Genomic DNA, 24,997 nt, shown 5'->3' with positions numbered 1-24,997 from the left:
CCGAATTCGTGCCGGCGCCTCAAAAGGCGCGCGGCTACGCCGTCACCATCCAGGTCGTTCCGGAGGAGTAGCCCCACTTCTCGACGTCGAGGTCGGTCGCGGCGTCCGCGACCGCGCTCATGTTCGCGCCGACCTCCTTCGCGGAGAGGTCGAGCTCGTCGGCGATCAGCCGGGACTTGAAGTAGGTGCGCGTTGCCGCGTGCTCGCGGAGGTATTCGAGGATCCGGACCTGTTTCGTCGAGAGGCCGGTCGGGGACGCGTTGCCGACCGTCTCCGCGGGTGCAGTGCTCATACCATGTCTGGATGGTCGACCCTCAAAAGCGGGTTGGTAAACCGAGCTAATACGGTGCTGTCAGGTGGTTTTTGGGGCTCAATGGGCCGCTCACCCGTGATCGAGGCGTCGATCAGGTACGTCAGGTAAACCGTCACGTGAGCCTTCAGAAGGTACTTACCTTCGCCGACTGCACCTGTTTTTAATGAGCGGATCGGCCGGGGAGCCGAGCGTGAGCGTCGTGCTCCCCGCGTACAACGAGGAGGCGACCATCGAGGGGACGGTCGAGACGACGCTGTCGACGCTCGGCGCGTTCCTCCCGGCGGGCTCCTTCGAGGTGATCGTCGCCGAGGACGGCTGTGACGACCGCACCCCCGAGATCGCGAGTCGGATGGCCGAGGCCGACGAGCGCGTGCGCCACTTCCACAGCGACGAGCGGCTCGGGCGTGGCGGCGCGCTCGAACACGCGTTCGCGGCGGCGCACGGCGACACCCTCGTCTACTTCGACACGGATCTCGCGACGGACATGACGCACCTGGAGGAGCTGGTCGACTCCGTCCGAAACGGGGAGTACGACGTGGCGACCGGCTCCCGCTGGATGCCCGGAAACCGGGCCGACCGCCCGGCAAAGCGGGGAATCCCGTCGAAGGGGTTCAACTTCCTCGTCCGCCTGTTTCTCCAGTCCGACCTCCGGGACCACCAGTGTGGGTTCAAGGCGCTCTCACGGGACGCGTTCGAGCGCCTGCGCGACGACGTGGAGGACACCCACTGGTTCTGGGACACGGAGCTGCTGGTCCGTGCCCAGCGTGAGGGGCTCGCCGTCAAGGAGTTCGCCGTCGACTGGGAGCCGAAGGGTGACACCAAGGTGGACCTCGTCCGGGACGTGCTCGGGATGGGCAGCGCCATTCTCCGTCTGTGGTGGCAGCTCTCCGTCCAACCCCGGATCACGCGTCGGGTGACGGTCGGCGCCGGGCTCCTCATGGTGCTGGCCGCCGTCGCGCTGATGCAGGTGTACCTCGACCCGGCCGAGGTGCTCGCGGAGATGGGAAACGCTGATCGCGGGATGGTCGCGGTGGCGGCGGCGCTGTACCTCGTCTCGTGGCCCGTGCGCGGCTACCGCTACCGCGACATTCTGCGGGAGCTGGGGTTCGAGGAGCGCGTCGGCTTCCTGACGGGCGCCATCTTCGTCTCACAGACGGGGAACCTCGTCTTCCCGGCACGTGCCGGCGACGCGATCCGGGCGTACGTCGTGAAGATGCGCCGCGGGATTCCGTATCCGTCGGGGTTCGCGTCGCTGGCGGCCGAACGCGTGTTCGACCTGCTGACGCTGGCGGCGCTGGCGGGCGTCGTGCTCGTCGGCTACGCCGCCTCCGGCGAGCTTGCGCTCGTCGTCGACGCGGCGTTCGGAACGGGGGGCGAGGCGGACAGCGCCGGCCGGACCGCGGTGTTCGTGGCGATGGGCGTCGGAACCGCGGCCGTCGCTGCGGTCGTCGGCATCGTGCTCTCCGCTCGCTCCGACGCCAACCGCGTGCGGTCGCTCGTGACGGCGGTCAGCGGCGACGCCTACGGCGAGAAGGTGGCTGCGGTGTTGGAGCGGTTCGTCGGCGACGTCCAGCAGGTTGGCGGGAACCCCGCGGCATTCGCGCGGGTCGGTGCCTCCAGCGTGGTCGTCTGGGTGATCGACGTGCTGGTCGCGGCGATCGTGCTGGCCGCGTTCGGCGTCGGGCTCGCGCCAGCCACCCTGCTCGCGGTCTGTTTCTTCGCCGTGAGCGTGGGCAACCTCGCGAAAGTGCTGCCGCTGTCGCCCGGCGGGATCGGCCTCTACGAGGGGGCGTTCACCGTGCTGGTGGTGGGGCTGACGCCGGTCGGCGCGGCGACGGCGCTCGGCGCCGCGATCGTCGACCACGCGGTGAAAAACGTCGTCACGGTGGTCGGCGGCGTGGCGTCGATGCTGGCGCTCAACGTCTCGCTCACGACGGCCGTCGAGGAGAGCGAGGAGGCCGAGGAGGCGGTCGACGCCGCGAACGCGGATCCGGTGCCGGGAACGGGAAAGTGAGCTGGGGGACCGCTCGCCGGGTATCCGTGGGGTCTGCAGGTTGGAACGGACTTCGACGATTCTCGGGGCGTCCGTTCCACGCAACCGCGTGCCCCCCGGAGCCGGTGGCTGGCACACCGGGTGTCCGGCCGCGGTTTCCCGGAGCAGAGTCGGGGCGCGGCGGATCGTCGTGTGCAGGCAGGGATGGGGCGGTCAGGGGTTCAGACCGCCATGGCCAAACCCAACCGCCGCAATGGCTGTGCCGAGTGGATCAAAGTGAGAACACGCTCCGGCCGTGCCGGCACCGAGGGCGTTTCCGAACAGGCCGACCACGCTGGCCACGCTACGCGAACACGCCGCCGAGCGTGCCTCGAAAGCGGTCAATGATCGAGGGGGCGTTTCCGGACGCCGTGCCACCTCGCTGGCCGCCATTCCGTGCCTCGTCGGCTGTGGCGTTCCCAGCCGGCGTCCCGTTTTCGGCCGCCCCGGCCCCTGCACTGCCATTTCCGGGACTGTCACCGTGGTTTTCTCCGGCCTCACCGGCGTTTCCGTCACCTTCGCCGCCGGTTCCGGCCCCGTCACTGGCGTTGCCGGCGCTCGCACCGCCGTTCGCAGCATCCCCACTGGCGTTGCCGCCGGCCTCACCGGGGGTTCCCGGAGTATCCCGCGTCCGGTTTTCGGTCGAGTGACCGGGCTCCACCGCTGCCGTGTTCCCCCGCGTCTCGTTGGCCGCCGGCGGTCCCGCGTTGGGCGGCGGTCCGGCTCCGACGCCGACGTTCGGCCCGGCGATTCCGCGTGCCATCTCGGCGACTTCCGGCCCGGCGAGCTCACTCGCCTGGTTCCGGAGCGCCGCAAGCCGTTCCTCGTCGACGCCCCGATCCGTGAGCGCCTCCTCCGGGAGGTCGGCGGCGGCCTCCGCGCTCCGGTTGGCCGTTCGCTCGATCGCGGCGACCTCGGCGGCGAGCGACGCCATCCGGGCCCGGTAGCCACCGTGGCTCAGGTTCCCCGCCTCGCGGGCGGCTTCCAGCTCCATCTTCCGCTCTTCGAGCGCCGCGAGCCGCTGTTCGTTCTCCTCCAGTTTTGCGGCGACTGCGTCGGCGCGCTCCTCGTCGCTCCGGTCCGGACCGACGCGACGCTCGAACGACCGGTTCTCGACCTCGCCGTCGATCTCCGCGGCCTGTACGCCGACGACGCCGCCGAGGCGTTCACCCGGTGACACGCTCTCATTGGCCGACTCGTTGGCGTCGCTCGACTCGTTTGCGGTCACGTCCCCAACGTCCGCCTCGACGGTGGCCGGCTCGTCGAGCGCGGCGGCGCCCGCCGCGACGAATCCCGCCGCGAGCAGGAGCGCGGCGACGACCGCAACACCCGCCATCCAGTCGCCCCGTTTCATCATACCCGCTCTTGCTGCCACGTCCCCTTATACTCCTACGACCGTTAGCCCGGATTCAGGCGGATCAACACGGGTTCAGGGTCGGAACAACACCCGGCAAATATGGGATGACCCTGGTCGACCGAGAAGTCAGATTCCCTGCCCCATCAGGTGGCTCCGGAGCACGTCTGGCGTCTTGAGTCCGGCCTCGGTGTTGAGCAGGACGACGGTCTCGTCGCCGTCGAAGAACCCGTCCTCGGCGAGATTCCACGCGGCGGCCGGCGCGACCCCGGCGGCCGCGCCCATCTCCAGCACCTCGTTCTGCGCGACGGTCACCGCGCTCTGGAGGATCTCCTCGTCCGTCGCGGTCGTGGCGGCGCCGTCGGTCTCCCGGACCGCCGCGACCGCCTCCCGCCCGCCGGCGGGATCGGCGATCTCCAGTTCGCCACAGATGGTGTCGGGCGTCGACCACGGCTCCGGTTTGTCGAGTCCGCGCTCGACGGCCGCGACGACCGGCGCACATCCCTCGGCCTGTGCCGCAACCAGCCGCGGGAGGCCGTCGATCGCGCCGACGCGCTCCAGCTCGACGAACCCCTTGTGGACGCCGGCCAGCACCTCGCCCGAGCCGGTGGGGACGACGACTACATCCGGCGCCGCACCGAGGTCGGCAACCAGCTCGAACGCGAGCGTCTTGACGCCCTCGTGGCGGTACGGCGTCGTGAACTCGTTGAGGTTCGTGTAGTCGGTCTCCAACTGCTCGTCGACGGCTGCCGCTGCATCCGGGAACCGGCCGCCGACGACGCGCATGTCACCGCCGTGAACGTTCGTCATCGCCTTGTTCGAGAAGGCACACCGCGAGGGGACGAACGCGTACGACCGGAGGTCCGCCCGCCCGGCGTACGCCGCCATCGACTGGCCCGCGTTGCCGGGGCTCGCACACGCGAGCGGCTCCACGTCGTCGCCCGCAGCGGCGCGGCCCGCAACGGCGGTAAGCGCCACGGAGAGCCCGCGGTCGAGGACGGTCCCCGTGGGATTGCGCGCCTCGTCCTTGATGTAGACGCCACCCACGTCCAGCTCGCCGGCGAGCCGCTCGGCAGGGACGAGGGGAGTGTCACCTTCCCCGGCGCTCACCGCCGTCTCCGCGGGGAACGGGAGCAGGGCGTCGAACCGCCAGTGGCCGACGCCGGGCGTCTCGGCGGGCGCGAGCAGGTCGTCCGGGTCGACCGCCTCGTGGTCGTAGGCGGGATCGAGTCCCCCCTCGTCCGGGTCGACCGTCTCCGGATCCGCCGTCTCGTGAACCGTGCCAGACTCCCGGCTCCGCAGTCCGCGGAACGTCTCTGTCGTCTCCGTCGTCTCCATATCGGGTCGTTCGTCGCCGGCGACTAAGCGCTTCCCGTCCGCGGCCGTCGGGACCCCTTTGAGGGTGCCGGCCCAAGCGGGGGTATGGACGGAGCCGTCGCGGTCGTCGGAGGGGGACTCGCCGGACTGGTCGCCGCGCGCCGGATCGCGGACGCGGGCGCCGACGTGACGCTGTTCGAGCGCCGCCCCGAGGTCGGCGGCCGGGTACGAACCGCGGAGACGGACGGGTTCACGCTGGACCGTGGCTTTCAGGTGTTGTTCACGAGCTACCCCGCGGTCGCCCGCGAGCTCGACCTCGACGCGCTCGACCTCCGGTCGTTTGCACCCGGCGCGACCATCTGCCGACCCGGATCCCGGTCGGTGCTCTCGGACCCGATTCGAGATCCGGCACGGGCGGTCGAGTCGGCGTTCAACCCCGAGATCCCGTTCTCGGACAAGCTCCGGACGCTGGCGCTCCGCTACGACCTCTCGAAGCGGGACGAAGCCGAGTTCTTCGCCGGCGAGGACGCCTCGATCCGCGAGTACCTCGACGACTGGGGATTCTCGGAGACCTACATCCGGAACTTCGTGGAGCCCTTTTACGGGGGGATCACCCTCGACCGGTCGCTGTCGACCTCCAAACACGTCTTCGAGTACACCTTTCGGGCGATGAGCCGGGGGAACATCGCGGTCCCCGCCGACGGGATGACCGCGATTCCCGAGCAGCTTGCTGCCCGCGCCGAGGAGGCCGGCGTCGAGATCCGCACCGGAAAGGACGTGGAGACGCTGGACACCGCTCCCGGCGGCCGGTTCACGCTCGGCTCCGGCGGGTTCGGCGAGTCCGACGGCACCGCCGACGGCGTCCGCCTCGAACTTGCGGACGGGTCGACCGTCGACGCCGACGCCGTCGTGGTCGCGACGACCCCGCCCGAAGCCCGGACGCTCACCGGCGTCGAGTCGGTGCCCACCGAGGGAGTCGGCGTCGTCACCGGATGGTACACGCTCCCCGAGGGACTCACCTTCGAGGCCGGCCGACGGATCCTGCTCAACGCGGCGGACGACTCGCCCAACGTGGTCGTGCCGATGGGCGAGGTTGCCCCGGAGTACGCCCCCGAGGACCGGACGCTGATCGCCGCGACGTTCCTCGGCGAGGCCGCCCACGAGCGCGACGACGAGGCGCTCCGCGAGGACACCCGTGCCGCGCTCACCGCCTGGTACCCCGAGCGCGGCTTTGAGGGGCTCGAAACCGTGGATGTCCAGCGCGTCCGATTCGCCCAGTTCGCGCAGCCGCCGGGCATCCACGACAACCTTCCCGATCCCGACGATCCGGAAGGGCCGGTCGTGCTCGCCGGCGACTACACCGAGTGGTCGTCGATCCAGGGCGCGCTGGAGAGCGGGCGCCGGGCGAGCGAGGCCGCGCTGGGTCACTTATAAGCCCGGTCGGTAGCGGCTCCGCCGGCGCTGGCCGCGAGCGCGAGGCCGCTACTCCTCCCGCAGGAACGCGTCCTCGCCATGCCGCTCGATGGCGCCGAGGAGTTCGTCCCGCTGCCGGCGGAGTTCGGGCGGCAGCTCGGCGTAGGCGTCCGTAAACAGGTCGGCGGGGTCGGCCGTGAGGTCCTCGGCAGCCTCGATGGCGGCCGCCACGGTCGCCTCGGCCTCCGCCTGAATCGCCTCCACGCCGGCGTCGTCGATGCGGCCAGTCTCCCGGAGGAACGTCTCCATGCGGTCGAGCGGATCCAGCGCGCGCCACTGCTCGACCTCCTCGGGATCGCGGTATGCGGAGGGGTCGTCCGCCGTCGTGTGGGCGCCGTACCGGTACTCGACGAACTCGATGAGGGTGGGACGGAGGCCGTCGGTGTCGTCCTCGTCGGCGCCCTCCGCACCGTTGTCCGACCGCGCCCGCTCGACCGCCTCCCGGGTGACGGCGTAGCTCGCGAGCGGGTCCATCCCGTCGACGCGCACGCCGTCGAAGCCGTACGCCGTCGCCTTGGCGGCGAACGTCGTGCTCGCGGTCTGGCGCTCGCGCGGGACGGAAATTGCCCACCCGTTGTTGTGACAACAGAGGACGACGGGAACGTCGAAGACGCCGGCGAAGTTGGCGCCCTCGTGGAAATCCCCCTCGCTGGTTGCACCCTCGCCGAAGTGGCAGGCGACGACCCGGTCCTCGTCGCGGTAGTCGAACGCCCACGCGGCGCCGACCGCGTGCGGGACGTGCGAGCCGATGCCGATGTTGAGCGGGAACACGTTCCCCTTCGCGATGGCGGCGGTTCCGGACTCGTGGCCCATCCAGTAGGGGAGGTACTCCGCGAGCAGGTCGCGGACGACGACCGCGCCGTGCTCGCGATACTGGTAGCTCACGATGTCGCGGTCGGCGAGCGCGTGCGTCGAGCCGACGGCCGACCCCTCCTGTCCGGCGCAGGGCGCGTACGTCCCCATCCGGCCCTGTCGCTGGAGACTGACGGCGCGCTCGTCGAACCGTCTCGTCGTCACCAGGTCGCGGTAGATGGCGCGGAACCGCTCGTCGGAGAGATCCGGCACTGTCGCGTCCGGGAGCGGACACCCGTCGGCGTCCAGCACGCGATACACGTCGGCGTCGGCGAGCGGGTCGTCGGTCGCCGCTCCGTCGTTGCTGCTGCCGTCGTTGCTGCTGCCGTCGTTGCGGTCCGCGCCAGTCATCGGGTGCGTCCCTCCACGGTCATTGGCGAACGTGTGTGCTCAGGTGACAAGGAGTTAGCGGAGGCGGTACGTGTCCGAGTGTTCCGGTCGTTCGTCGACCCGACACCGTCCCACGCCCCTCACAACCTCCTGCGAAGCTCCGCGAGCGGCGGGAACGACAGCGTCTCCTGTGCAACGTCGTCGTACACGTGCGGCGTGAACCGGCCGATTTCGGTGACGAACGGGGAGTCGAACGACGCGGCATCGGCGTCGTTGACGGCGACCCCGCGCGCCAGCCGATTGAACGCCGGCAGCACGAGCACGTCGGCGCCCCGGTAGGCGTCCGCGGCGTGGAGAAAGCAGGGATGGCGATCTCCCTCGATCTCGATCGCCGGATGCACGTGTCCGATCACGTACCGGTCCGCCGGGGATTCCGGCGGTTCGTGCCCGTGACAGACGACCGTTCGGGGCCCTCCCACGTCGGAATCTGCCGTCTCAAGAACGTACTCGTCGTGGGTGGCCCCGTCCCACGCGCCGGCGAGGGCGGTGTCGTGGTTGCCGGCGATCAACACGAACTCGGCGTCCTGGTTCGTGGCGACGGCGGCCAGCTCGTCGAGCCGCTCGCGGCTCTCTGCCGACACCGAGTCGAAGGTGTGGACCACGTCGCCGGCGAGGACGACCTCCCGCGGGTCGAAGTGGTCGACGAGCGCGTCCAGCCGCTCGGCGAGGTCCGCGCGCTCGCCGAGCGGAAACGACACCGCGGACGCCTCGTCGCGCCCCACATGCGTGTCCACGACGACGAGCGTGCCGCTCGCGGGAAGAAACGCCGCCCGATCGCGAAGGGACACGTCGTCCATGCCACGGATCGGATTGTGAGGCGACAAAGCTTCGTCGGGTGCCATCATCCCCTCCTCGTCGTCTACGTCCTCGGGGTCAGTTGTGAGGCGACAAAGCTTCGTCGGGTGCCAGGCCAGTAGGGGAGACTTCTGGTGACTCCGGCCGTCGGCAGCTCCTACCGCCGGCCCTGCGCGGCTGCGGACGGGGCGTGACTGCCGGTTTCTGCGTGCTCGCTGGCGGTCGCGTACGCCTTTTGGACGCGTTTGAACGTCTCCTCGTTGCCGCCACGGTCGGGGTGGACCTCCTTGACGCGCTCGCGGTACGCCTGCTTGACTGCGTCGGGACTGGCGTCCCGTGGCAGTCCCAGCGTCTCGAAGGCGTCGCCGATCGGACTCTCACGGGCGCCGCCGAGACGGTCTTTCGCCCGGCCGGCGGCTCGCGTGCCACCGCCGAGACCGGCGCGGCTGGCCCGCCCGGCGCGACCGGCGCGGCTGCGCCGGTCGGTGGACCCTGCTCGGCCGGCGTCCTCGTCTTCGAGGGCCGACTCGTCGACCCCGAAGGGGAGTCGTCGGCCAAGCCCCCGGCCGGGCATCTCGTGTTCACAGAGGACGGTGAACACGCCCTCCTCTTCCAGCCGAAAGTAGTCGTGTGCGTCGAAGGTGATGGCGACGCCGCGATCGGGGAGGAAAAAGGGAACCGTGACGCCGCTGACGGGGTGGTTCTCCTCGAACTGCTCGTCGATCGCCGTCAGGTATGCGCGAATTTCCGTGTGTCGACGCTCGTCGCCACTGCCGCGCTTGTGTCGACCGGAGCGTGTGCTGCTGGCGCCGCGCGGCTCCGGCGTGGGAAACAGCCGGTCGCCGGCGTAAAAGAGGCCGGCGACCGCGACGGACGCGAAGACCCCGGCGACGACGCCGAGAAGCACCCATGGAGGAACGACGGCGAAGACGTGCTCAACCACACCTCCAGTAGGGTCTGATCCCGTATCAACCCCTCGCCGCCGGTGAACGCGGGATGGGCTGTACGCGGTGGTCGTCGCGACCGCTGGCGGGATGACGTGGTCCAAGAGACGGTCGGAGAGCGGTCGGCCCAGTTACAGCAGGTCCTTCTTTTTGAGGCCCTCGATGATGTCGTCGACGAGGTCCTCAGCGGAGCCGTACGGGAACTCCTGTTCGCTGCCGAGTTTGGCGGCGAGCTCCATCGCGGTGAAGCTCACGTTGCCGGCCTCGAACTTCGTCGCCGGGCCGTCGGGGAGCGCGGGGACGAGCTTCATCTGGTTGTCGACGGGGTAGTCGGCGCCCTCGAAGGCCTCGAGCATCTGTGCGCGGAGTTCGGCTTCGACGTCGGTCATGTACGCTCATCCCCGGACTGGCCGCAAAAGCGTTGCGGAACCACGGAAAACCTCGTGAAGGTTTATCGGACCGGGCGGGCCGTGCCGGTACCTTCGGACCTTTAGGTATGGACGGTGGAGACGCCGCATGGCGTTCGATTTCGACTTCGACCTGCTTCGAGAGCTGACCGAGGCCCGCGGCGTCCCGGGCTACGAGGACGACGTGCGCGACATCGTTCGGCGCGAGTTCGCCGACAGCGTCGACCGCGTTCGCACGGACGCGATGGGGAACGTCGTCGGGACCATCGAGGGCGACTCCGATTACTCCGTGGCGGTCGCCGCCCACATGGACGAGATCGGCTTCATGGTCCGGCACGTCACCGACGACGGATTCGTGCAGGTCGACCCGCTCGGCGGGTTCGACGCCCGCGTACTCCGGGCCCAGCGCGTGACGGTCCACGGCGAGGAGGATCTCACGGGCGTCATCGGGTCCGTCCCCCCGCACACGCTCACGGAGGAGCAACAGGAGAAGGACGACGAGGTGACAGACGTCTTCATCGACGTGGGCCGGGACGGCGAGGCGGTCAGCGGGCTCGTGAGCGTCGGCGATCTGGTCACGCTCGACCAGACGACGACTCGAATGGGCGACCGCGTGACGGGGAAGGCGCTCGACGACCGGATCTGCGTGTTCGCGATGCTGGAGGCGGCTCGCCGGATCGAGAGTCCCGACGTGACGATCCACTTCGCGGCGACCGTCCAGGAGGAGGTCGGCCTCCGCGGGGCGACGGCGCTCGGCGTCGACATCGACCCGGACCTCGCCGTGGCGCTCGACGTGACCGTTGCCAACGACGTGCCGCAGATCGGCGAGGAGGCGGACGCGGTGACGCGGCTCGGCGAGGGGACGGCGGTCAAGCTCAAGGACTCCTCCGTGATCACCAGCCCGAAGGTCCACTCACGGCTCACCGACGTGGCCGAGGCCGAGGGGATCGACCATCAGCACGAGGTGCTTCCCGCCGGCGGCACCGACACTGCGGGCTTCCAGAACACCCACGGCGCCAAGCCCGTCGGTGCCATCTCGATCCCGACCCGGTACCTTCACACGGTGACCGAAACGGCCGACGGCGACGACGTGTCGGCGACGATCGACCTGCTGACGGCGTTCCTGGAGTCGGAGACGGGCGAGCACGACTACACGCTGTAGGCGACGGTTGCACACGGTTCGCAGACGGTCGCCAACGTTCGGCGTCGGATGGCTGACAGGCGGCGCATACCGTGGGCGCGGGGAGCGTCGTTTGGCGCGCCGTCGGCGTGCTCCCGACGGCGCGCCGCGCGACCGCCTCGACCGTCGGGGACTGCGGTTAGCGGATGGCGGATCTGGCCGCGGTTTCGTATATAAGGCGTCGGGCGACACAGACCAAACCCGTTTTAAGCGTCCATGTCGAATCGCTCTGTAAGGTAGATATCCATGGAGATGCCACGTCGTTTCAATACGTACTGTCCCAACTGTGACTCCCACCAGGAGCACGAGGTCGAGAAGGTCCGATCCGGTCGTCAGACCGGTCTGAAACGCGACGCTCGCCAGCGCCGCCGTGCGCTTGCGACGATCGGCAACGCCGGCGGATACTCGAAGGTGCCCGGTGGCGACAAGCCCACCAAGAAGACGCACCTCAAGTACCGCTGTGGAGACTGCGGCAAGGCCCACATGCGCGAAGGATGGCGCGCCGGCCGTCTCACGTTCCAGGAGTAAGATGGCGGGAAGCTTCCACCTTCTGGCGTGTGGCGACTGCGAGAACGAACAGGTCGTCTTCGGCAAAGCCTCCTCCGTCGTCTCCTGTGCGGTCTGCGGCACGACGCTCGCGACCCCGACCGGCGGGGAGGCCGAGCTCCACGGCGAGATCGTCGAAACCGTTGAGGCACGGTAACCGCCTCACTCACCCGATATGAAGTACAGCGGCTGGCCAGAACCCGGCGAGTTGGTGGTCGGCGAGGTCGACGAGATCGCCGATTTCGGCGTGTTCGTGGATCTCGACGAGTACGAGGACAAACGCGGCCTCTGTCACATCAGCGAGGTCGCCTCCGGCTGGATCAAGAACGTCCGCGACCACGTCCGCGAAGGACAGACGGTCGTCGCGAAGGTGCTGGAGGTCGACGAGGACTCCCAACAGATCGACCTCTCGATCAAGGACGTCAACGAGCACCAGCGCAAAGAGAAGATTCAGGACTGGAAGAACGCGCGGAAGGCCGACAACTGGATGCTGATCGCCTTCGGCGAGGACGTCTCCGACGAGCGCTACACCGAGGTGGCGAACGCGCTGCTCGAGGCGTACGAGTCGCTTTACGACGCCTTCGAGCAGGCAGCCATCCACGGCGAGGAGGCGCTCGCGGATGTCGACATCGACGAGGCGGCCGCCGAGGCCGTCGTCGACGCCGCCCGCGAGAACGTCTCGGTGCCGTACGTCAACGTCTCCGGCTACGTCGACCTGGAGTCGCCGGCGCCCGACGGCGTCGACGATGTCAAGGCGGCGCTGTCGGCCGCCGAGGGCAACGGCGAAGTGCCCGAGGAGGTCGAACTGGAAGTCGGCTACGTCGGCTCCCCGGAGTACCGCATCAAGGTTCGCGCGCCCGACTACAAGACGGCCGAGGACCATCTCGAGGCGGCCGCCGAGCGCGCCCGCGAGTCCATCGAGGCCGCGGGCGGTACCGGCGAGTTCCACCGCGAGCGCCGCGAGGACGACGAGTAACGCTCCTCGGGCATCCCCTTCACCCTCTTACCCCTTTATGAAGTCCGACATCCGCGTCTGTAGCGAGTGGGAGTCCGCCCACGAGCGACCGGTGTACACGCTCTCGGAAACCTGTCCGAAGTGTGGCGCCGACAGCGAGAACTCCGCGCCGGCGCCGTTCGACCCCGCGGACCGCCACGGCGAGTATCGTCGTCGTGCTCGCCGGCGGGGACGTGAGGAGTCGTCGTAGGCGTCCCGGAACTCCGTCGACCGCGAGCCGCGCCCTTTTAGCCTGACCAGGCACACGAACGGGTATGGAGGACATCGAGATCGACGAGGTTGCCACGCCGGCGCTCGAGGACCCGGTGCTGATCGAGGGGCTGCCGGGCGTCGGTCACGTCGGAAAGCTCGCTGCCGAGCATCTGCTGGAGGAGTTCGACAGCGAGCTGGTCCGCCGGGTGTACACGACGGAGTTCCCGCCGCAGGTGTCCGTCGACGACGAGGGCGTCGCCGAGCTCACCTGTGCGGAGTTTCACGCGGTCGAGGCGGGCGGCCAGGACCTGCTCGTGTTGACGGGGGACCACCAGGCCGGAACCAACGCGGGCCACTACCGGCTCACGACGACGTTCCTCGACGTGGCGGCGTCGTTCGGCGCGGATCGCGCGTTCGCGCTCGGCGGCGTCCCCACGGGCGAGCTGGTCGAGGAGTACACCGTGCTCGGTGCGGTCTCCGAGAGCGGGATGGTCGACGAGCTGGAGGCGGTCGGCGTGGAGTTCCGGCCGGACGAGCCCGCCGGCGGCATCGTCGGCGTCTCCGGACTCGTGCTCGGGCTGGGCGGCCGGCGCGGCTTCGAGTCGGCGTGTCTGATGGGCGAGACCAGCGGCTACCTGGTCGACCCCAAGAGCGCGCGGACGGTGCTGGAGGCGCTCTCCGAACTGCTCGGCTTCGAGGTGGGCTACGACTCTCTGGAGGACCGCGCCGAGGAGATGGAGGAGGTCATCGGCAAGATCCAGGAGATGCAGGAGGGGCCCGCGCCCACGGACGACGACCTGCGGTACATCGGATAGCCGTCGAGTCGGCGTTTTACGACGAACAACCGTTCGACGATCGTCGACCTCCTGGCTGGTTTCAGCCGGCCGATTTACTACCACTGTTCTCAACAGCCTCGATATCGGGCGTTCCGGCAGGCATAAAGGGTGTCGACGATCATCGTTCATGTATGACTGACGCACGCGTCGCCGGGGTCGGGCTCACGCGGTTCGGAGCCCACTCGGAGCGCACCGGCCGTGACCTGTTCGCGGAGGCCGCCCTCCGCGCGTTCGAGGACGCCGGCGTTCCCCGCGAGGACGTCGACGCGCTCAACTACGGCAACTTCATGGGGTCGATCGCCGAGAACCAGGGCCATCAGGCACCGCTGATGGCCGAGGCAGCGGGGCTCACCTGTCCGGCGACGCGCTACGAGGAGGCGTGTGCCTCCGCGGGCGTTGCCGTACGAGAGGCGGTCCGGACGGTTCGATCGGGCGAGGCGGATGTCGTGCTCGCCGGCGGGATGGAGCGGATGAGCAACCTCGGCACCGACCGGGTGACGGAAGGGCTCTCGACGGCGGCCGACGCGCTGTTCGAGGTGCGCTCGGGGATGACGTTTCCGGGCGCGTACGCGCTGATGGCCCGCGCCTACTTCGACGCCTACGGCGGCAGCCGGACGGATCTGGCACACATCGCGATGAAGAACCACGCGAACGCGGTGCCCAACGAGTACGCCCAGTACCGCCGGGAGATCACCGTCGAGGACGCGCTGGAGGCGCCTCCGGTCGCCTCCCCACTGCACCTCTACGACGCCTGTCCGATCACGGACGGCGCGAGCGCGCTCGTGATCGTCTCCGAGGCGTACGCCGAGGAACACGGCGTGGACGCCCCCGTTGCGGTGACCGGTACCGGACAGGGGACCGACAACATGGCGTTACAGGACCGTGACCACCTCGCGCGGACGCCGGCGGCCACCGACGCCGCGGACGCCGCCTTCGCGGAGGCCGGCGTTGGTCCCGACGACGTTGACGTTGCGGAGGTCCACGACTGTTTCACCATCGCGGAGGTGCTCGCGCTGGAGTCGCTCGGCTTCTTCGAGCCCGGCGAGGGGATCACGGCCGCCCGCGACGGCGTCACGACCGCCGACGGCGACCTCCCGGTCAACCTTTCGGGCGGGTTGAAGGCGAAGGGGCACCCCGTGGGTGCCACCGGCGGGTCACAGATCGCCGAGCTGACCCGTCTGCTTCGCGGGGACCACCCGAACAGCGACCACGTGGCGGACGCCGAGGTCGGCGTCGCCCACAACGCTGGCGGGACGGTTGCCAGTGCCGTCGTCCACGTACTGGAGGTGGCGGAATGAGCGATAGCAACGCCCCGGTCGACCCCGACGCCCCGCAGGAGGCGGGTTACGACGAGTGGCTCGACGCGCTCGCGGCGGGTGAGGGCTACTACCTCGAATCGCCCGAGGGGCACGGCTCGCTCCCCCCGCGACGGGTGTGCCCGCACTCCGGCTCGACCGAGCTGACCGAGGAGCCGCTGCCTGATGTGGGTGCGGTGGCGACGTACACCGTCGTCCACGTCGCACCGCCGGACTACTCGGCCGAGGCGCCGTACGTCACCGCGGTCGTCGACTTCGGTCCCGTTCGGCTCACCGGCGTGCTCCGCGGCGTCGAGCCCGACGACGCCGAGATTCCCGTCGGTCTGGAGGTCGAGGCGAGTGTCGAGAAACGGAAGACGGACGGCGAGCGGGTCGTCGTGTTCCGGCCGGCGTAGGCGGTTGCGGGGCGGCTCTGCCGCCCGGCGTCGCCGGCGGCCGAGGGCGGCCTACTCCGCAGCCGTCGAGAGGTCGCCGGCGAGCAGACTCTCGCGCACGACCTCCAGGAAGCGGTTCGGGAACTCCACGTGCGGGAGCAGCCGCGCCCGGTCGAGGACGACCAAGCGGGCGTCAGCCGCGTCGGCCAGCTCGCGACCGTCCGAGAGCGGGCTCACGTCTGCCTCGCGGCCCCAGACGATCGTCGGCGGCACGTCGAGGTCGTCGAGGGCGGCTGCCAGATCGAGGTCGCTGTTGAGGTAGCCGCCGATGAAGGAGGCGGGCGCGTACCGGGCGTTGCGGACGTGGGTCGTCTGCCACTCGTACTCCACCCACTCGTCGGAGACGTTCTCCACGTCGTAGTAGCCGTGGTCGGCGTTGAAGTACCGGATCGAGGGCTTGCTCGTCAGGAGGTTGAACAGCGCAGTGCCAATCAGCGGAGAGCGCAGCAGCTCGCGCAGCCAGGCCTTCGGCGGGCTCGGCCCCGCGACCGTGGTCGGACAGACGCCGACGAACCCGGAGATTTCTACGTCCGCGTCGGTCGCGGCGTGGGCGGCGTAGGCGGCCGACAGCGAGGAGGCGACGACCGCGGGCGCGTCGAACGCCTCCAGAAAGTCGGCGACGAAGTCCTCGTACAGCGCGGCCGAGTAGCGCAGCGGCGGTCGGTCGGAGAGCCCGTACCCCGGCAGGTCGGGGGCGATCACGTGGTAGTCGGCGGTGAGGTCGCCGAACACCTCGCGCCACTCGCCGGAGGAGCCGGCGGCGTTGATTCCGTGAAGAAGCACGAGGTCGGGGTCGTCTGGGTCGCCGCCCTCCGTGTAGTGGACGTCCATCCCCCGCCAGCGGAACGTCTCCTGGTCGCCGGCGATCGCCGGCTCCAACTCCTCCTCGTAGCGGAGGCCGCGATTGGCGCCGGCAACCGCACCGACACCGACCAGCGCCGCTCCTGCGAGGTTTCTGAGCTTCATGAAAACCTGTTGGCTCGCCGGCGACTTAAATCTCGTGGGGAGGGTGGAACGAACCGCGTGCGCGACGCTTACTCCCGCGACGAAATCACACATTCTTCGATCGGCGCCACCACCTCATCCGCGACGGTGTACGGGTCCGTCTCACGGGTGCGAACGCGCTCGGCGAGCGCCTCGATGCCGCCGAGCCGGTCGATCTCCTCGTTCGCCAGTGCGCCGATGTCGGAGCGGACGAGCGTCCGGATCTCCTCGGCGTAGCGCTGGCGCTGTTTTCGCTCCAGTTCGCCCGATTCGAGCAGGTAGTCGCGGTGGTCGTCGAACGTCGCGATCAGGTCGTCGACGCCCTCGCCACTCTTGGCGACCGTCTTGAGCACCTCGGGCGACCACGGTTGGTGGTCGCCGTTGGTGTCGATCCCGTCGTCACCGGCGTCCCCATCGTTGCCTTCCGGGTCGTCCGGGTGGTCGGGCACGTCGAAGCCGTGATGGCCGGTGTCGAGCCCCTTCGTCGGGCTCTCGCGCATGTGGAGCATCTCCTCCAACTCCGCGACGGTGCGCTCGGCGCCGTCCATGTCGGCTTTGTTGACCACGAACACGTCGCCGATCTCCAGAATGCCGGCTTTCAGCATCTGCACGTCGTCGCCGGAGCCCGGCTGGACGAGCACCGCGACCGTGTCAGCCGTCTTCACCACGTCGACCTCGTTCTGGCCGGCGCCGACCGTCTCGATCAGGATCCGGTCCTTTCCGAAGGCGTCGAGCGCCTTCACCGCGTCGGCGGTCGCCGTCGAGAGGCCGCCGAGCTGGCCGCGGGCGCTCATCGACCGGAAGAACACCTCCATGTCGCCGACGTTCGACGCCATCCGGATCCGGTCGCCGAGGACGGCGCCGCCCGTGTACGGCGAGGAGGGGTCGACGGCGACGACGCCGACCGTTTCGCCACGCTCGCGGTACGTTGCCGCGAGCTTGTCGACGAGCGTGGACTTGCCGGCGCCGGGCGAGCCCGTGATCCCGATCACCTGTGCGTCGCCGGTGTGGGCGTGGAGCTCCGCGACGAGGTTACGGTAGCCCGGCGACCGGTTCTCGATCTTGGTGATCACCCGCGCCAGCGCGCGCTGGTCGCCGGCGAGCAGGTCGTCGACGAGCGGGTCGCGGTCGGAGGCCTCGTGGTCCGAGTCGTCGGCTTCACCGACGTTCGAGTCGGGTGTCCCGTCCATCTACGCGCGCTCCGGGGCGTTCTCCCGGACGAACTTGATCGTCTCCTCCATCGGCGTGCCCGGACCGAACACCTCCGCGACGCCGAGCTCCTTCAGCTCCGCCTTGTCGTCGTCGGGGATGATGCCGCCCACGAGGATCAGCGTGTCCTCGAACGCGCCGTACTCTTTGAGCCCCTCGATCACCTTCGGCACGAGCGTGTTGTGTGCTCCCGAGAGGATCGAGATCCCGAGCACGTCCACGTCCTCCTGGACCGCCGCCTGTACGATCTCGTCGGGCGCCCGGTGGAGTCCCGAGTAGACGACCTCGAAGCCGGCGTCGCGGAACGCCCGCGCGATCACGTGTGCGCCGCGGTCGTGGCCGTCGAGCCCGACCTTCGCAACCAGACACCGGATCGCCCGTCCCTCCTGTTCTGCGCTCATAAAAGGTGGGTGGTCGGGGTAACCTTTGATTCTAACGGAAAATCCGGCAGGACCCCCTCGGTCGGTCCGACAGCTGGTGGTTTGGTCGGAATCGTTGGCCCTCCTTTTAAATACTCTGCCGGAGATACCGGCAATATGGAACGACTACGGCCCGACATGGGCACACACACGGATACCCTACTGCCGCGCATCGGCGCCTTCCTGATCGACGTGATCCTGTTTGCCGTCGCCGTCGGCATCCTCATCGGCGCCGTCTCCTTTATTAGTGACACGCTTGGGGCGTTGTTCGCTGCGCTGTCCGGAGTCGCCTTTTTCGCGTACTTCATCTACATGGAAGGTACGTACGGCCAGACGATCGGCAAGCAGATCCTCGGCATCGTCGTCGTCAAGGAGGACGGCTCAGCCTGTGACATCAAGGCTGCCGCGATCCGGAATCTGCTCCGTATCGTGGACGGCTTCGCCGTCTACCTCGTCGGGATCATCGTGATTCTGCTCACCGACGACGACCAGCGCGTTGGCGACCTCGTCGGCGACACGGTCGTCGCCCGCGTGCAGAAGTAGTCGCGGAGCGACTACCAACGAAGCAAGCAGGCACGCGAGCGCTCGGCGGTCGGCGCCGCGCGCTCGGACCGTCGGTCCGTGCACTCGACGGGTATTTGACCCGGCTTCCGAGGAATCCTGTGGTAATGGTAAAACGTTCGTATGAGAACGAGAGGTATTCTGCCTTTTTTGACCACTTATATTCCATTTTCGGTACTAGGTTTGTTCTATATCCTCCATCAATCGATGATCTTCAGCCCTTGCTAACCAATGACAACCCCTGTAGGATAATGACCTTATATTCCCTAATGTGTGGACAAGGGATCGTACCCCTATCAGGGTCACACCTTTAAGGCACAACTCAAGAGTGAGTTGTATGACCAAGCCACGTAGTACCACCCTCGACCCGGAGACTGGGTCGACGGGTCGCGACGCGGGCCTCGCGTCGCTGGACGACGACCGCTCGAACTGCGGGATCGGCGGCATCGTCGACTTGGACGGCGACGCCACCCACGACACTGTCACCGACGCCGTACGCCTCCTGGAGAACCTCGAACACCGCGGCACGACGGGTGCCGAGGAGAACACCGGCGACGGCGCCGGCATCATGGTCGCACGCCCGGACGGCTTCTTCCGGGAGGTCGTCGACGCCGAGCTCCCCGAAGAGTACGCCGTCGGCTCCGTCTTCATGCCCGAGGAGCCCCGCGTGCAGGCGGCGATCCACGACGTGTTCGCGGAGGTGCTCTCCGTCTACGGGCTGGAGGTGCTGGCCTGGCGCGACGTGCCCACCGACAACGCCGATCTCGGCGCGACCGCCCTGGAGTCGGAACCGGAGATCAAACAGGTGTTCATCGCGCCCGTCGAGGGCGCCGGCCTCGCCCAGCGGTTCGTCGCTGACGACGAGCCGTTCGCCTCGCCGGACGCCGACGCCGACGACCCTGCGCTGCTCGGATTCGACCGCGCGCTGTACGTCGCCCGCCGCGAGATCGAGAAGGAAGTGGAGGATGTGGACGGCGCCGGCCGCTTTTACGTCTGCTCGCTCGACCGCCAGCGCGTCGTCTACAAGGGCCTGCTGAAGGGCTCGCAGGTGGCCGACTACTTCGAGGACCTCTCCGACGAACGGTTCGCCAGCCGCGTCGCCTTAGTCCACGCGCGCTTCTCGACGAACACCCTGGGCGCGTGGCACCTCGCACACCCGTACCGCAACATCGTCCACAACGGCGAGTTCAACACGATCCGTGGCAACATCAACTGGATGCGGGCCCGCGAGAACGACCTCGAACACCCCGCATTCGGCGCCGAACTCGACACGCTGAAGCCGATCATCAACGACCCGAACCAGTCGGACACGGCGAGCGTCGACAACGCGCTCGAACTGCTGCTTCAGACCGGTCGTGACCTCCCGCACGCGCTCCGGATGCTCATTCCGGAGGCGTTCCGCGACGACCACCTGATGGACGAAACTCGGCAGGCGTTCTACGACTACCACGCCTCGCTGGTCGAACCGTGGGACGGGCCCGCGCTCGTGATCGGCTTCGACGGCGAGAAGGTCGCCGGCGTGCTCGACCGCAACGGGCTCCGTCCCTGCCGCTACGAGGTAACCGCCGAGAACCGCCTCGTCGTCGGCAGCGAGGTGGGAGCGCTCCCCACCGACTCCGCCAACGTCGAGCGTCGCGGTCGGCTCCGCCCGGGCGAGATCTTCGTCGCGGATCCGGAGGAGGGCCGGATCGTCCCCGACGACGACGTGTTCGACGAGCTCACCGACGAGCAGTACGCCGAGTGGGTCGACCGGAACCAGGTCGACCTCCCGGAGCTCGTCGACGAGGACGAAGGCACCGCGGCGGGCATCGACACTGACGGAGTGGCCGAGGCCGCGGACGCCGGCGAGGCGGCCGACGCCGACGCCGGCGATGCCGAACCCGACGACGCCGAGGACGAACCCACCGTCCGCGCCCATCAGGCCGCGTTCGGCTACACCACCGACTCGCTGAACCACCTCGTGGAGCCGATGGCCGAGAAGGGGAAGGACCCGGTCGGCTCGATGGGCGACGACACGCCCTTGTCCGTACTGGCGGACGTCGACCGCCCGCTGTTCACCTACTTTAAACAGCTGTTCGCGCAGGTGTCGAACCCGCCGATCGACTACATCCGCGAGGAGCTCGTCACCTCCCTCGAATCACGGATCGGCAACCAGCGCAACATGCTGGCGGAGACGCCGGAGCACGCCCGCCAGATCGTCGCCGATTCGCCGGTCCTCACGGACGCGGAGACGGCGGCGCTCAAGGAGCTTGGCGGTGCCGGCGCGGACGCCGGCGGCGAGGCGGCCGACGACTTCTCCGCGGTCGTCGTCGACGCCACCTTCCACCACGACGGCTCGCTGTCGGATGCGGTCACCCGGCTTCGTGAGGACGCCGCGGCCGCCATCGAGGACGGCGCGGACGTGGTCGTGCTCTCCGACCGCGATGTCAGTCAGGAGCGGCTCGCGGTCCCGAGCCTGCTGGCGACGGGCGCGGTCCACCACCACCTCGTCCGCTGCGGGCTGCGCAACCGCGCAGGGCTGGTCGTGGAGTCCGGCGAGCCGCACGAGGTCCACCACCTCGCGACGCTCGTGGGATACGGCGCGGACGCCGTCGACCCGTACCTCGCGTACGCCTCCATCTCCGATACGGTCGCCGGTCCGGACGGCGCCGACGAGGCGGAGGCGCTCGCCGCCTACCGCCAGGCGCTGGAGGACGGTCTCCTGAAGACGATGGCGAAGATGGGGATCTCCACCGTGGAGTCGTACCAGGGCGCGCAGATCTTCGAGGCGGTCGGACTCGACTCGTCGTTCGTCGGCGAGTTCTTCGAGGGCACCGAGATCCGCACCGAGGGGATCGGCATCGAGACGATCGAGGACGATCTCCGCACGCGCCACGCGATGGCGTTCGGCGCGGACCCGCAGCTGGAGACGATCGGCGAGTACGAGAACCGCTCGTCGGGCGTCACCCACGGCTGGAACCCCCAGACGGTCGGGACGCTCCAGCAGGCGGTTCGCGGCGGCGACTACGAGCAGTACGGCGAGTTCGCGGAGCTCGTCAACAACCAGTCGGAGAAGCTCCAGACCCTTCGTGGACTGCTGGAGTTCGACTCCGACCGCGACCCCGTCCCGGTCGAGGAGGTGGAGTCGATCGAGTCGATCGTCGAGCGCTTCTCGACGGCCGCGATGAGCCTCGGGAGCCTCTCGCCGGAGGCCCACGAGAACAACTCCATCGCGATGAACCGGCTCGGCGCGAAGTCCAACACGGGCGAGGGCGGCGAGCCGCCCGAGCGGTTCGACACCGAAAAGGAGTGCAACGTCAAGCAGGTCGCCTCCGGCCGCTTCGGCGTGACGGCGGCGTACCTCGCGAACGCCGACGAGCTCCAGATCAAGATGGCACAGGGCTCGAAGCCGGGCGAGGGGGGTCACCTCCCCGGCGAGAAGGTGAACGAGATGATCGCCCACGTCCGGTGTTCGACGCCCGGCGTCGGGCTCATCTCGCCGCCGCCCCAACACGACATCTACTCCATCGAGGACCTCAAGCAGCTGATCTTCGATTTGAAGGCGGCCAACGACGAGGCCGACATCAACGTGAAGCTCGTCTCCGAGGCCGGCATCGGCACCATCGCGGCCGGCGTCGCGAAGGCGAACGCCGACGTGGTCCACGTCTCCGGTCACTCCGGCGGCACGGGTGCCTCCCCGAAGACCTCGATCAAGAACGCCGGGCTCCCGTGGGAGCTCGGCTTAGCGGAGACGAACCAGATGCTGCGCGCGACCGGACTGCGCGACCGCATCCGCGTGACGGCCGACGGCGGGCTCAAGACGGGCCGTGACGTGGCGGTCGCCGCCGCGCTCGGCGCCGAGGAGTACGTGTTCGGCACGGCGTCGCTGGTCACCTCCGGCTGCGTGATGGCCCGGCAGTGTCACAACAACACCTGTCCGGTCGGCGTCGCCACCCAGCGCGAGGACCTCCGCAAGCGCTTCCCCGGCGAGCCCGAGCACGTCATCAACTACATGACGTTCATCGCCCAGGAGCTGCGCGAGCTGATGGCCGAACTCGGCTACACGGAGCTTGAGGAGCTGATCGGCCGGCCCGATCTGCTGGCCCAGCGCGAGACGGACCACGAGAAGGCGCGGCACCTCGACCTCTCGACGGTGATCGCCGACCCCGCGGGCGACGCCCGCACCAAGACCCGCGAGCAGGCCCACCCCGGAATCGACGACCTCCTCGACTGGGAGATTCTGGAGGAGGCCGGCGAGTCGATCGTCGACGGAACGCCCGTCGCGCTCACCAAGGAAATCGACAACGTCGATCGCGCAGTGGGCGCCGCGCTCTCGAACCGCGTCGTGAGCGAACACGGCGTGGGTGGCCTTCCGGACGATACCGTCACCTGCCGGTTCGACGGCTACGCCGGCCAGAGCTTCGGTGCGTTCCTCGCCGGAGGCGTCACCCTGGAGCTCACCGGCGCTGCCAACGACTACGTCGGCAAGGGACTCTCCGGCGGCCGGATCGTCGTCAACACGCCCACGGATGCGGGCTACGACCCGTCCGAGAACGTCGTCGCGGGCAACGTCTGTCTGTACGGCGCGACCGCCGGCGAGATGTACGTCAACGGCGTCGCGGGCGAGCGCTTCGGCGTCCGCAACTCCGGCGTGAAAGCCGTCGTCGAGGGCGTCGGCGACCACGGCTGCGAGTACATGACCGGCGGCGTCGTCGCCGTGCTCGGTGACACCGGCCGGAACTTCGCGGCCGGGATGTCCGGCGGCGTGGCGTACGTCTACGACCCTGACGACCGCTTCGCGGACCGCGTGAACCGTGAGATGGTGTCGGTGTCGGCGGAGCTGGAGGAGACTGACGAGGCGATGCTCCGTCGGATGGTCGAGAACCACCGCGCGTACACCGGGAGCGAGCGCGCCGCCGAGCTCCTCGACGACTGGAGCGCGGCGCTCGACGACTTCGTCCGCGTCTTCCCCGACGCCTACGCCGACGTGATCGCCGAGGGCAAGGGCGCCGACGTGCGCACGGAGCTTCCGGCGGCCGCCGACGCTGCGCCCAACGCGGCGGGCGAGGAAGCGCCCGGGCACGTGTCGAGCGACGACTGAACGACTGGAAGGGGTTCGTGGACGGCGCCTTTTAACTGGTTGCTCGTGGGGACGTGGTGCTGGACGACTGGTTGCGGACTGACGACGCCTTTTAAGCGGTCGGTGATGCGGTGAGCACGCGGGCGAACAGCTCCAAAGCCCCAGCCGGCTTTTAAGTGGTTGGTGTGGCGAGCACGCGGGCGAACAGCTCCAAAGCCCCAGCCGGCTCCGGTCGAGGGTTCCGGAAGACGGTCCGGCTCGCTGCTCACGGCTTCGCCGTTCGCTATCGAGAGCTCCCTCCGGTCGCTCTCGCATTGCTCGCGGGCTGCGACTTCCGTCGTCCCGCTCGTAGACTCGCGGGACGCTCGCTGCGCTCCTCGCTCTCGGCACCACCCGCTGCGGTGCTTACATCGCCCGTCGTCCCGGAGCCGGCTGCCCCTTTGAGTCCCACCCGACCGCTCCGCACCTCACGCCTCCCCAGCCTCGTCGTCGCCGAAGGCGACGACTCCCTCGCACGCGTTTCTCGCGCGCGCCGACCGCTGTGGAAAGAGGGTCCTGGCCTGGCTCCACTTATAAACCTCGCCATCGCGATCGTCACCCGGCCTTTTAGGTGTCTCTCGGGTGAACGGGCTCGTTGATGAGTGCTTACGAGACGTCGACCGACAGGGGCTTTCTCCTGTCGAGTCGCGACTGGAAGGTCGTCGGGAGCGCGGCGGCGCTGATGACGCTGAACGTCGTCGTGATGGCGGCGTTCGCGGCCACGCCGCTCTCCGTCGTCAACGACTACCTCTTCGCCGCGCCGATCATCGGCGTGTTGGTGTACGGGGCGGCGATCTACGTCGGCGAGTCGGTCGCCGAAAGCGGCGTGCAGAGCGGCGACGTGGGGATGGCGGTCGCCGGCGTCGCCATCCTGCAGGTCGCCTTTGGGCTGTTCGGCGCCGGCGTGTTGCGGTTCGTACCGGCGGACGCGATGTTGGCCGTGCTCGGCGTTACGGCGGTTATCGTCGCGCTGATGACGGCGTTTATCGGCGCGTACATCTACGGTCGGTCGGGGACCACCTTCGAGCACTACGGCACGTGGTCGACGTACGCCTTCCTCGGCGGGCTTGGGGCGATTCTGGTCGGCACGTTCTGGGATCCGATGCTCCTGCTCGGCTTCGTGTTCATCTTCGCCGGGTTCCTCTTCCGGCTCGGCTGGGAGCTGTGGCGGGTGCGCGACGGCCGCGTGCAGGCGGTCTCGCTGCAGGCGATCGGCCTCTACATCGCCGTGGCCGGGGTCTTCGTCCACGTGCTCCAGATCGTCGTGCGGATGTTCGCCGACCGGTAGGCTGGCAGCAATACCGCCGCGCGCGGCGGATGGGCGGTACAG

General features: G+C 69.0%; 23 protein-coding genes. 13 read left to right on the top strand and 10 right to left on the bottom strand.

Annotated elements, in window-relative coordinates; translation table 11 throughout:
- Nucleotides 1–34 precede the first annotated feature (34 nt).
- On the bottom strand, nucleotides 35–292 hold the full coding sequence (locus tag ACYQ07_RS06165) for a DUF7123 family protein (RefSeq protein ID WP_459878862.1): 258 nt from the start codon (nucleotides 290–292) through the stop codon (nucleotides 35–37).
- 184 nt (nucleotides 293–476) lie between these two features.
- Here ACYQ07_RS06165 and ACYQ07_RS06160 point away from each other — a divergent pair, with 184 nt between their 5' ends.
- Nucleotides 477–2,327: a flippase-like domain-containing protein gene (locus tag ACYQ07_RS06160; protein WP_459878859.1), complete on the top strand. Its 1,851-nt coding sequence runs from the start codon at nucleotides 477–479 to the stop codon at nucleotides 2,325–2,327.
- Nucleotides 2,328–2,649: 322 nt separating this feature from the next.
- On the opposite strand, the gene ACYQ07_RS06155 is transcribed toward ACYQ07_RS06160, so the two are convergent.
- Nucleotides 2,650–3,702 carry a DUF7096 domain-containing protein gene (locus ACYQ07_RS06155; protein ID WP_459878856.1) on the bottom strand — a complete coding sequence of 351 codons (1,053 nt, stop codon included), beginning with the start codon at nucleotides 3,700–3,702 and terminating at the stop codon, nucleotides 2,650–2,652.
- A gap of 126 nt (nucleotides 3,703–3,828) precedes the next feature.
- Complete coding sequence (locus ACYQ07_RS06150; RefSeq protein ID WP_459878853.1) at nucleotides 3,829–5,037, bottom strand: threonine synthase; 1,209 nt, start codon at nucleotides 5,035–5,037, stop codon at nucleotides 3,829–3,831.
- Nucleotides 5,038–5,121: 84 nt separating this feature from the next.
- Between ACYQ07_RS06150 and ACYQ07_RS06145 the strand changes: the two genes are divergently transcribed.
- Nucleotides 5,122–6,450: an NAD(P)/FAD-dependent oxidoreductase gene (locus tag ACYQ07_RS06145; RefSeq protein WP_459878851.1), complete on the top strand. Its 1,329-nt coding sequence runs from the start codon at nucleotides 5,122–5,124 to the stop codon at nucleotides 6,448–6,450.
- Between the two features lie 48 nt (nucleotides 6,451–6,498).
- Here ACYQ07_RS06145 and ACYQ07_RS06140 read toward each other — a convergent pair whose 3' ends face one another.
- The 4 genes from ACYQ07_RS06140 to ACYQ07_RS06125 all read right to left on the bottom strand — a co-directional run bounded on the left by ACYQ07_RS06140 (nucleotide 6,499) and on the right by ACYQ07_RS06125 (nucleotide 9,859).
- Nucleotides 6,499–7,692, bottom strand: a complete 1,194-nt coding sequence (locus ACYQ07_RS06140) for a thiamine pyrophosphate-dependent dehydrogenase E1 component subunit alpha (RefSeq protein ID WP_459878848.1) — start codon at nucleotides 7,690–7,692, stop codon at nucleotides 6,499–6,501.
- Between the two features lie 119 nt (nucleotides 7,693–7,811).
- Entirely contained in the window at nucleotides 7,812–8,528 is a 717-nt protein-coding gene (locus ACYQ07_RS06135) for a metallophosphoesterase (RefSeq protein ID WP_459878846.1), read from the bottom strand.
- Between the two features lie 155 nt (nucleotides 8,529–8,683).
- Entirely contained in the window at nucleotides 8,684–9,469 is a 786-nt protein-coding gene (locus ACYQ07_RS06130; RefSeq protein WP_459878844.1) for a J domain-containing protein, read from the bottom strand.
- A 132-nt stretch (nucleotides 9,470–9,601) separates the two neighbouring features.
- Nucleotides 9,602–9,859 (bottom strand): MTH865 family protein, encoded by a 258-nt coding sequence (locus ACYQ07_RS06125; protein ID WP_459878841.1) that lies wholly within the window; start codon nucleotides 9,857–9,859, stop codon nucleotides 9,602–9,604.
- Between the two features lie 127 nt (nucleotides 9,860–9,986).
- On the opposite strand from ACYQ07_RS06125, the gene ACYQ07_RS06120 reads away from it, so the two are divergent.
- The 8 genes from ACYQ07_RS06120 (at nucleotide 9,987) to ACYQ07_RS06085 (ending at nucleotide 15,357) form a co-directional block, all read left to right on the top strand.
- Nucleotides 9,987–11,039: a M42 family metallopeptidase gene (locus ACYQ07_RS06120; protein ID WP_459878838.1), complete on the top strand. Its 1,053-nt coding sequence runs from the start codon at nucleotides 9,987–9,989 to the stop codon at nucleotides 11,037–11,039.
- Between the two features lie 264 nt (nucleotides 11,040–11,303).
- Nucleotides 11,304–11,585: a 50S ribosomal protein L44e gene (locus ACYQ07_RS06115; RefSeq protein WP_459878835.1), complete on the top strand. Its 282-nt coding sequence runs from the start codon at nucleotides 11,304–11,306 to the stop codon at nucleotides 11,583–11,585.
- 1 nt (nucleotide 11,586) lies between these two features.
- Nucleotides 11,587–11,760 carry a 30S ribosomal protein S27e gene (locus tag ACYQ07_RS06110; RefSeq protein WP_459878832.1) on the top strand — a complete coding sequence of 58 codons (174 nt, stop codon included), beginning with the start codon at nucleotides 11,587–11,589 and terminating at the stop codon, nucleotides 11,758–11,760.
- 18 nt (nucleotides 11,761–11,778) lie between these two features.
- The gene (locus tag ACYQ07_RS06105; protein WP_459878829.1) at nucleotides 11,779–12,579 is read left to right on the top strand and encodes a translation initiation factor IF-2 subunit alpha; all 801 of its coding nucleotides are present in this window, start codon (nucleotides 11,779–11,781) and stop codon (nucleotides 12,577–12,579) included.
- A gap of 37 nt (nucleotides 12,580–12,616) precedes the next feature.
- A complete protein-coding gene (locus tag ACYQ07_RS06100; RefSeq protein WP_459878826.1) occupies nucleotides 12,617–12,808 on the top strand; it encodes an RNA-protein complex protein Nop10 in 192 nt (63 codons plus the stop codon).
- Between the two features lie 64 nt (nucleotides 12,809–12,872).
- Nucleotides 12,873–13,625, top strand: coding sequence for a proteasome assembly chaperone family protein (locus ACYQ07_RS06095; RefSeq protein ID WP_459878823.1), 753 nt, complete (start codon nucleotides 12,873–12,875; stop codon nucleotides 13,623–13,625).
- 152 nt (nucleotides 13,626–13,777) lie between these two features.
- On the top strand, nucleotides 13,778–14,944 hold the full coding sequence (locus ACYQ07_RS06090; RefSeq protein ID WP_459878820.1) for a thiolase domain-containing protein: 1,167 nt from the start codon (nucleotides 13,778–13,780) through the stop codon (nucleotides 14,942–14,944).
- Nucleotides 14,941–15,357, top strand: coding sequence for a Zn-ribbon domain-containing OB-fold protein (locus ACYQ07_RS06085; RefSeq protein ID WP_459878817.1), 417 nt, complete (start codon nucleotides 14,941–14,943; stop codon nucleotides 15,355–15,357). Before ACYQ07_RS06090 ends, ACYQ07_RS06085 begins: the two co-directional genes overlap by 4 nt.
- Before the next feature lie 51 nt (nucleotides 15,358–15,408).
- Here ACYQ07_RS06085 and ACYQ07_RS06080 read toward each other — a convergent pair whose 3' ends face one another.
- The 3 genes from ACYQ07_RS06080 to ACYQ07_RS06070 form a co-directional block, all read right to left on the bottom strand.
- Entirely contained in the window at nucleotides 15,409–16,362 is a 954-nt protein-coding gene (locus tag ACYQ07_RS06080) for an alpha/beta fold hydrolase (protein WP_459878814.1), read from the bottom strand.
- A gap of 68 nt (nucleotides 16,363–16,430) precedes the next feature.
- Complete coding sequence (gene meaB / locus ACYQ07_RS06075) at nucleotides 16,431–17,570, bottom strand: methylmalonyl Co-A mutase-associated GTPase MeaB (RefSeq protein ID WP_459878811.1); 1,140 nt, start codon at nucleotides 17,568–17,570, stop codon at nucleotides 16,431–16,433.
- The gene (locus ACYQ07_RS06070; RefSeq protein WP_459878808.1) at nucleotides 17,571–17,990 is read right to left on the bottom strand and encodes a cobalamin B12-binding domain-containing protein; all 420 of its coding nucleotides are present in this window, start codon (nucleotides 17,988–17,990) and stop codon (nucleotides 17,571–17,573) included.
- A 135-nt stretch (nucleotides 17,991–18,125) separates the two neighbouring features.
- On the opposite strand from ACYQ07_RS06070, the gene ACYQ07_RS06065 reads away from it, so the two are divergent.
- The 3 genes from ACYQ07_RS06065 (at nucleotide 18,126) to ACYQ07_RS06055 (ending at nucleotide 24,955) form a co-directional block, all read left to right on the top strand.
- Nucleotides 18,126–18,551: an RDD family protein gene (locus tag ACYQ07_RS06065; protein WP_459878805.1), complete on the top strand. Its 426-nt coding sequence runs from the start codon at nucleotides 18,126–18,128 to the stop codon at nucleotides 18,549–18,551.
- A gap of 355 nt (nucleotides 18,552–18,906) precedes the next feature.
- Nucleotides 18,907–23,649, top strand: a complete 4,743-nt coding sequence (gene gltB / locus ACYQ07_RS06060; protein WP_459878802.1) for a glutamate synthase large subunit — start codon at nucleotides 18,907–18,909, stop codon at nucleotides 23,647–23,649.
- A gap of 616 nt (nucleotides 23,650–24,265) precedes the next feature.
- A complete protein-coding gene (locus tag ACYQ07_RS06055; protein ID WP_459878799.1) occupies nucleotides 24,266–24,955 on the top strand; it encodes a hypothetical protein in 690 nt (229 codons plus the stop codon).
- Nucleotides 24,956–24,997: the final 42 nt, after the last annotated feature.

Source organism: Halorubrum gandharaense, from assembly GCF_054654575.1.
The sequence above is the reverse complement of the archived record's forward strand: the minus strand, read 5'-3'. Positions and strand labels throughout refer to the sequence as shown.

Coding starts and splice junctions, on each gene's coding strand:
- ACYQ07_RS06165 (WP_459878862.1), bottom strand. CDS start 292: ATGAGCACTGCACCCGCGGAGACGGTCGGCAACGCGTCCCCGACCGGC.
- ACYQ07_RS06160 (WP_459878859.1), top strand. CDS start 477: ATGAGCGGATCGGCCGGGGAGCCGAGCGTGAGCGTCGTGCTCCCCGCG.
- ACYQ07_RS06155 (WP_459878856.1), bottom strand. CDS start 3,702: ATGATGAAACGGGGCGACTGGATGGCGGGTGTTGCGGTCGTCGCCGCG.
- ACYQ07_RS06150 (WP_459878853.1), bottom strand. CDS start 5,037: ATGGAGACGACGGAGACGACAGAGACGTTCCGCGGACTGCGGAGCCGG.
- ACYQ07_RS06145 (WP_459878851.1), top strand. CDS start 5,122: ATGGACGGAGCCGTCGCGGTCGTCGGAGGGGGACTCGCCGGACTGGTC.
- ACYQ07_RS06140 (WP_459878848.1), bottom strand. CDS start 7,692: ATGACTGGCGCGGACCGCAACGACGGCAGCAGCAACGACGGCAGCAGC.
- ACYQ07_RS06135 (WP_459878846.1), bottom strand. CDS start 8,528: ATGGACGACGTGTCCCTTCGCGATCGGGCGGCGTTTCTTCCCGCGAGC.
- ACYQ07_RS06125 (WP_459878841.1), bottom strand. CDS start 9,859: ATGACCGACGTCGAAGCCGAACTCCGCGCACAGATGCTCGAGGCCTTC.
- ACYQ07_RS06120 (WP_459878838.1), top strand. CDS start 9,987: ATGGCGTTCGATTTCGACTTCGACCTGCTTCGAGAGCTGACCGAGGCC.
- ACYQ07_RS06115 (WP_459878835.1), top strand. CDS start 11,304: ATGGAGATGCCACGTCGTTTCAATACGTACTGTCCCAACTGTGACTCC.
- ACYQ07_RS06110 (WP_459878832.1), top strand. CDS start 11,587: ATGGCGGGAAGCTTCCACCTTCTGGCGTGTGGCGACTGCGAGAACGAA.
- ACYQ07_RS06105 (WP_459878829.1), top strand. CDS start 11,779: ATGAAGTACAGCGGCTGGCCAGAACCCGGCGAGTTGGTGGTCGGCGAG.
- ACYQ07_RS06100 (WP_459878826.1), top strand. CDS start 12,617: ATGAAGTCCGACATCCGCGTCTGTAGCGAGTGGGAGTCCGCCCACGAG.
- ACYQ07_RS06095 (WP_459878823.1), top strand. CDS start 12,873: ATGGAGGACATCGAGATCGACGAGGTTGCCACGCCGGCGCTCGAGGAC.
- ACYQ07_RS06090 (WP_459878820.1), top strand. CDS start 13,778: ATGACTGACGCACGCGTCGCCGGGGTCGGGCTCACGCGGTTCGGAGCC.
- ACYQ07_RS06085 (WP_459878817.1), top strand. CDS start 14,941: ATGAGCGATAGCAACGCCCCGGTCGACCCCGACGCCCCGCAGGAGGCG.
- ACYQ07_RS06080 (WP_459878814.1), bottom strand. CDS start 16,362: ATGAAGCTCAGAAACCTCGCAGGAGCGGCGCTGGTCGGTGTCGGTGCG.
- meaB (WP_459878811.1), bottom strand. CDS start 17,570: ATGGACGGGACACCCGACTCGAACGTCGGTGAAGCCGACGACTCGGAC.
- ACYQ07_RS06070 (WP_459878808.1), bottom strand. CDS start 17,990: ATGAGCGCAGAACAGGAGGGACGGGCGATCCGGTGTCTGGTTGCGAAG.
- ACYQ07_RS06065 (WP_459878805.1), top strand. CDS start 18,126: ATGGAACGACTACGGCCCGACATGGGCACACACACGGATACCCTACTG.
- gltB (WP_459878802.1), top strand. CDS start 18,907: ATGACCAAGCCACGTAGTACCACCCTCGACCCGGAGACTGGGTCGACG.
- ACYQ07_RS06055 (WP_459878799.1), top strand. CDS start 24,266: ATGAGTGCTTACGAGACGTCGACCGACAGGGGCTTTCTCCTGTCGAGT.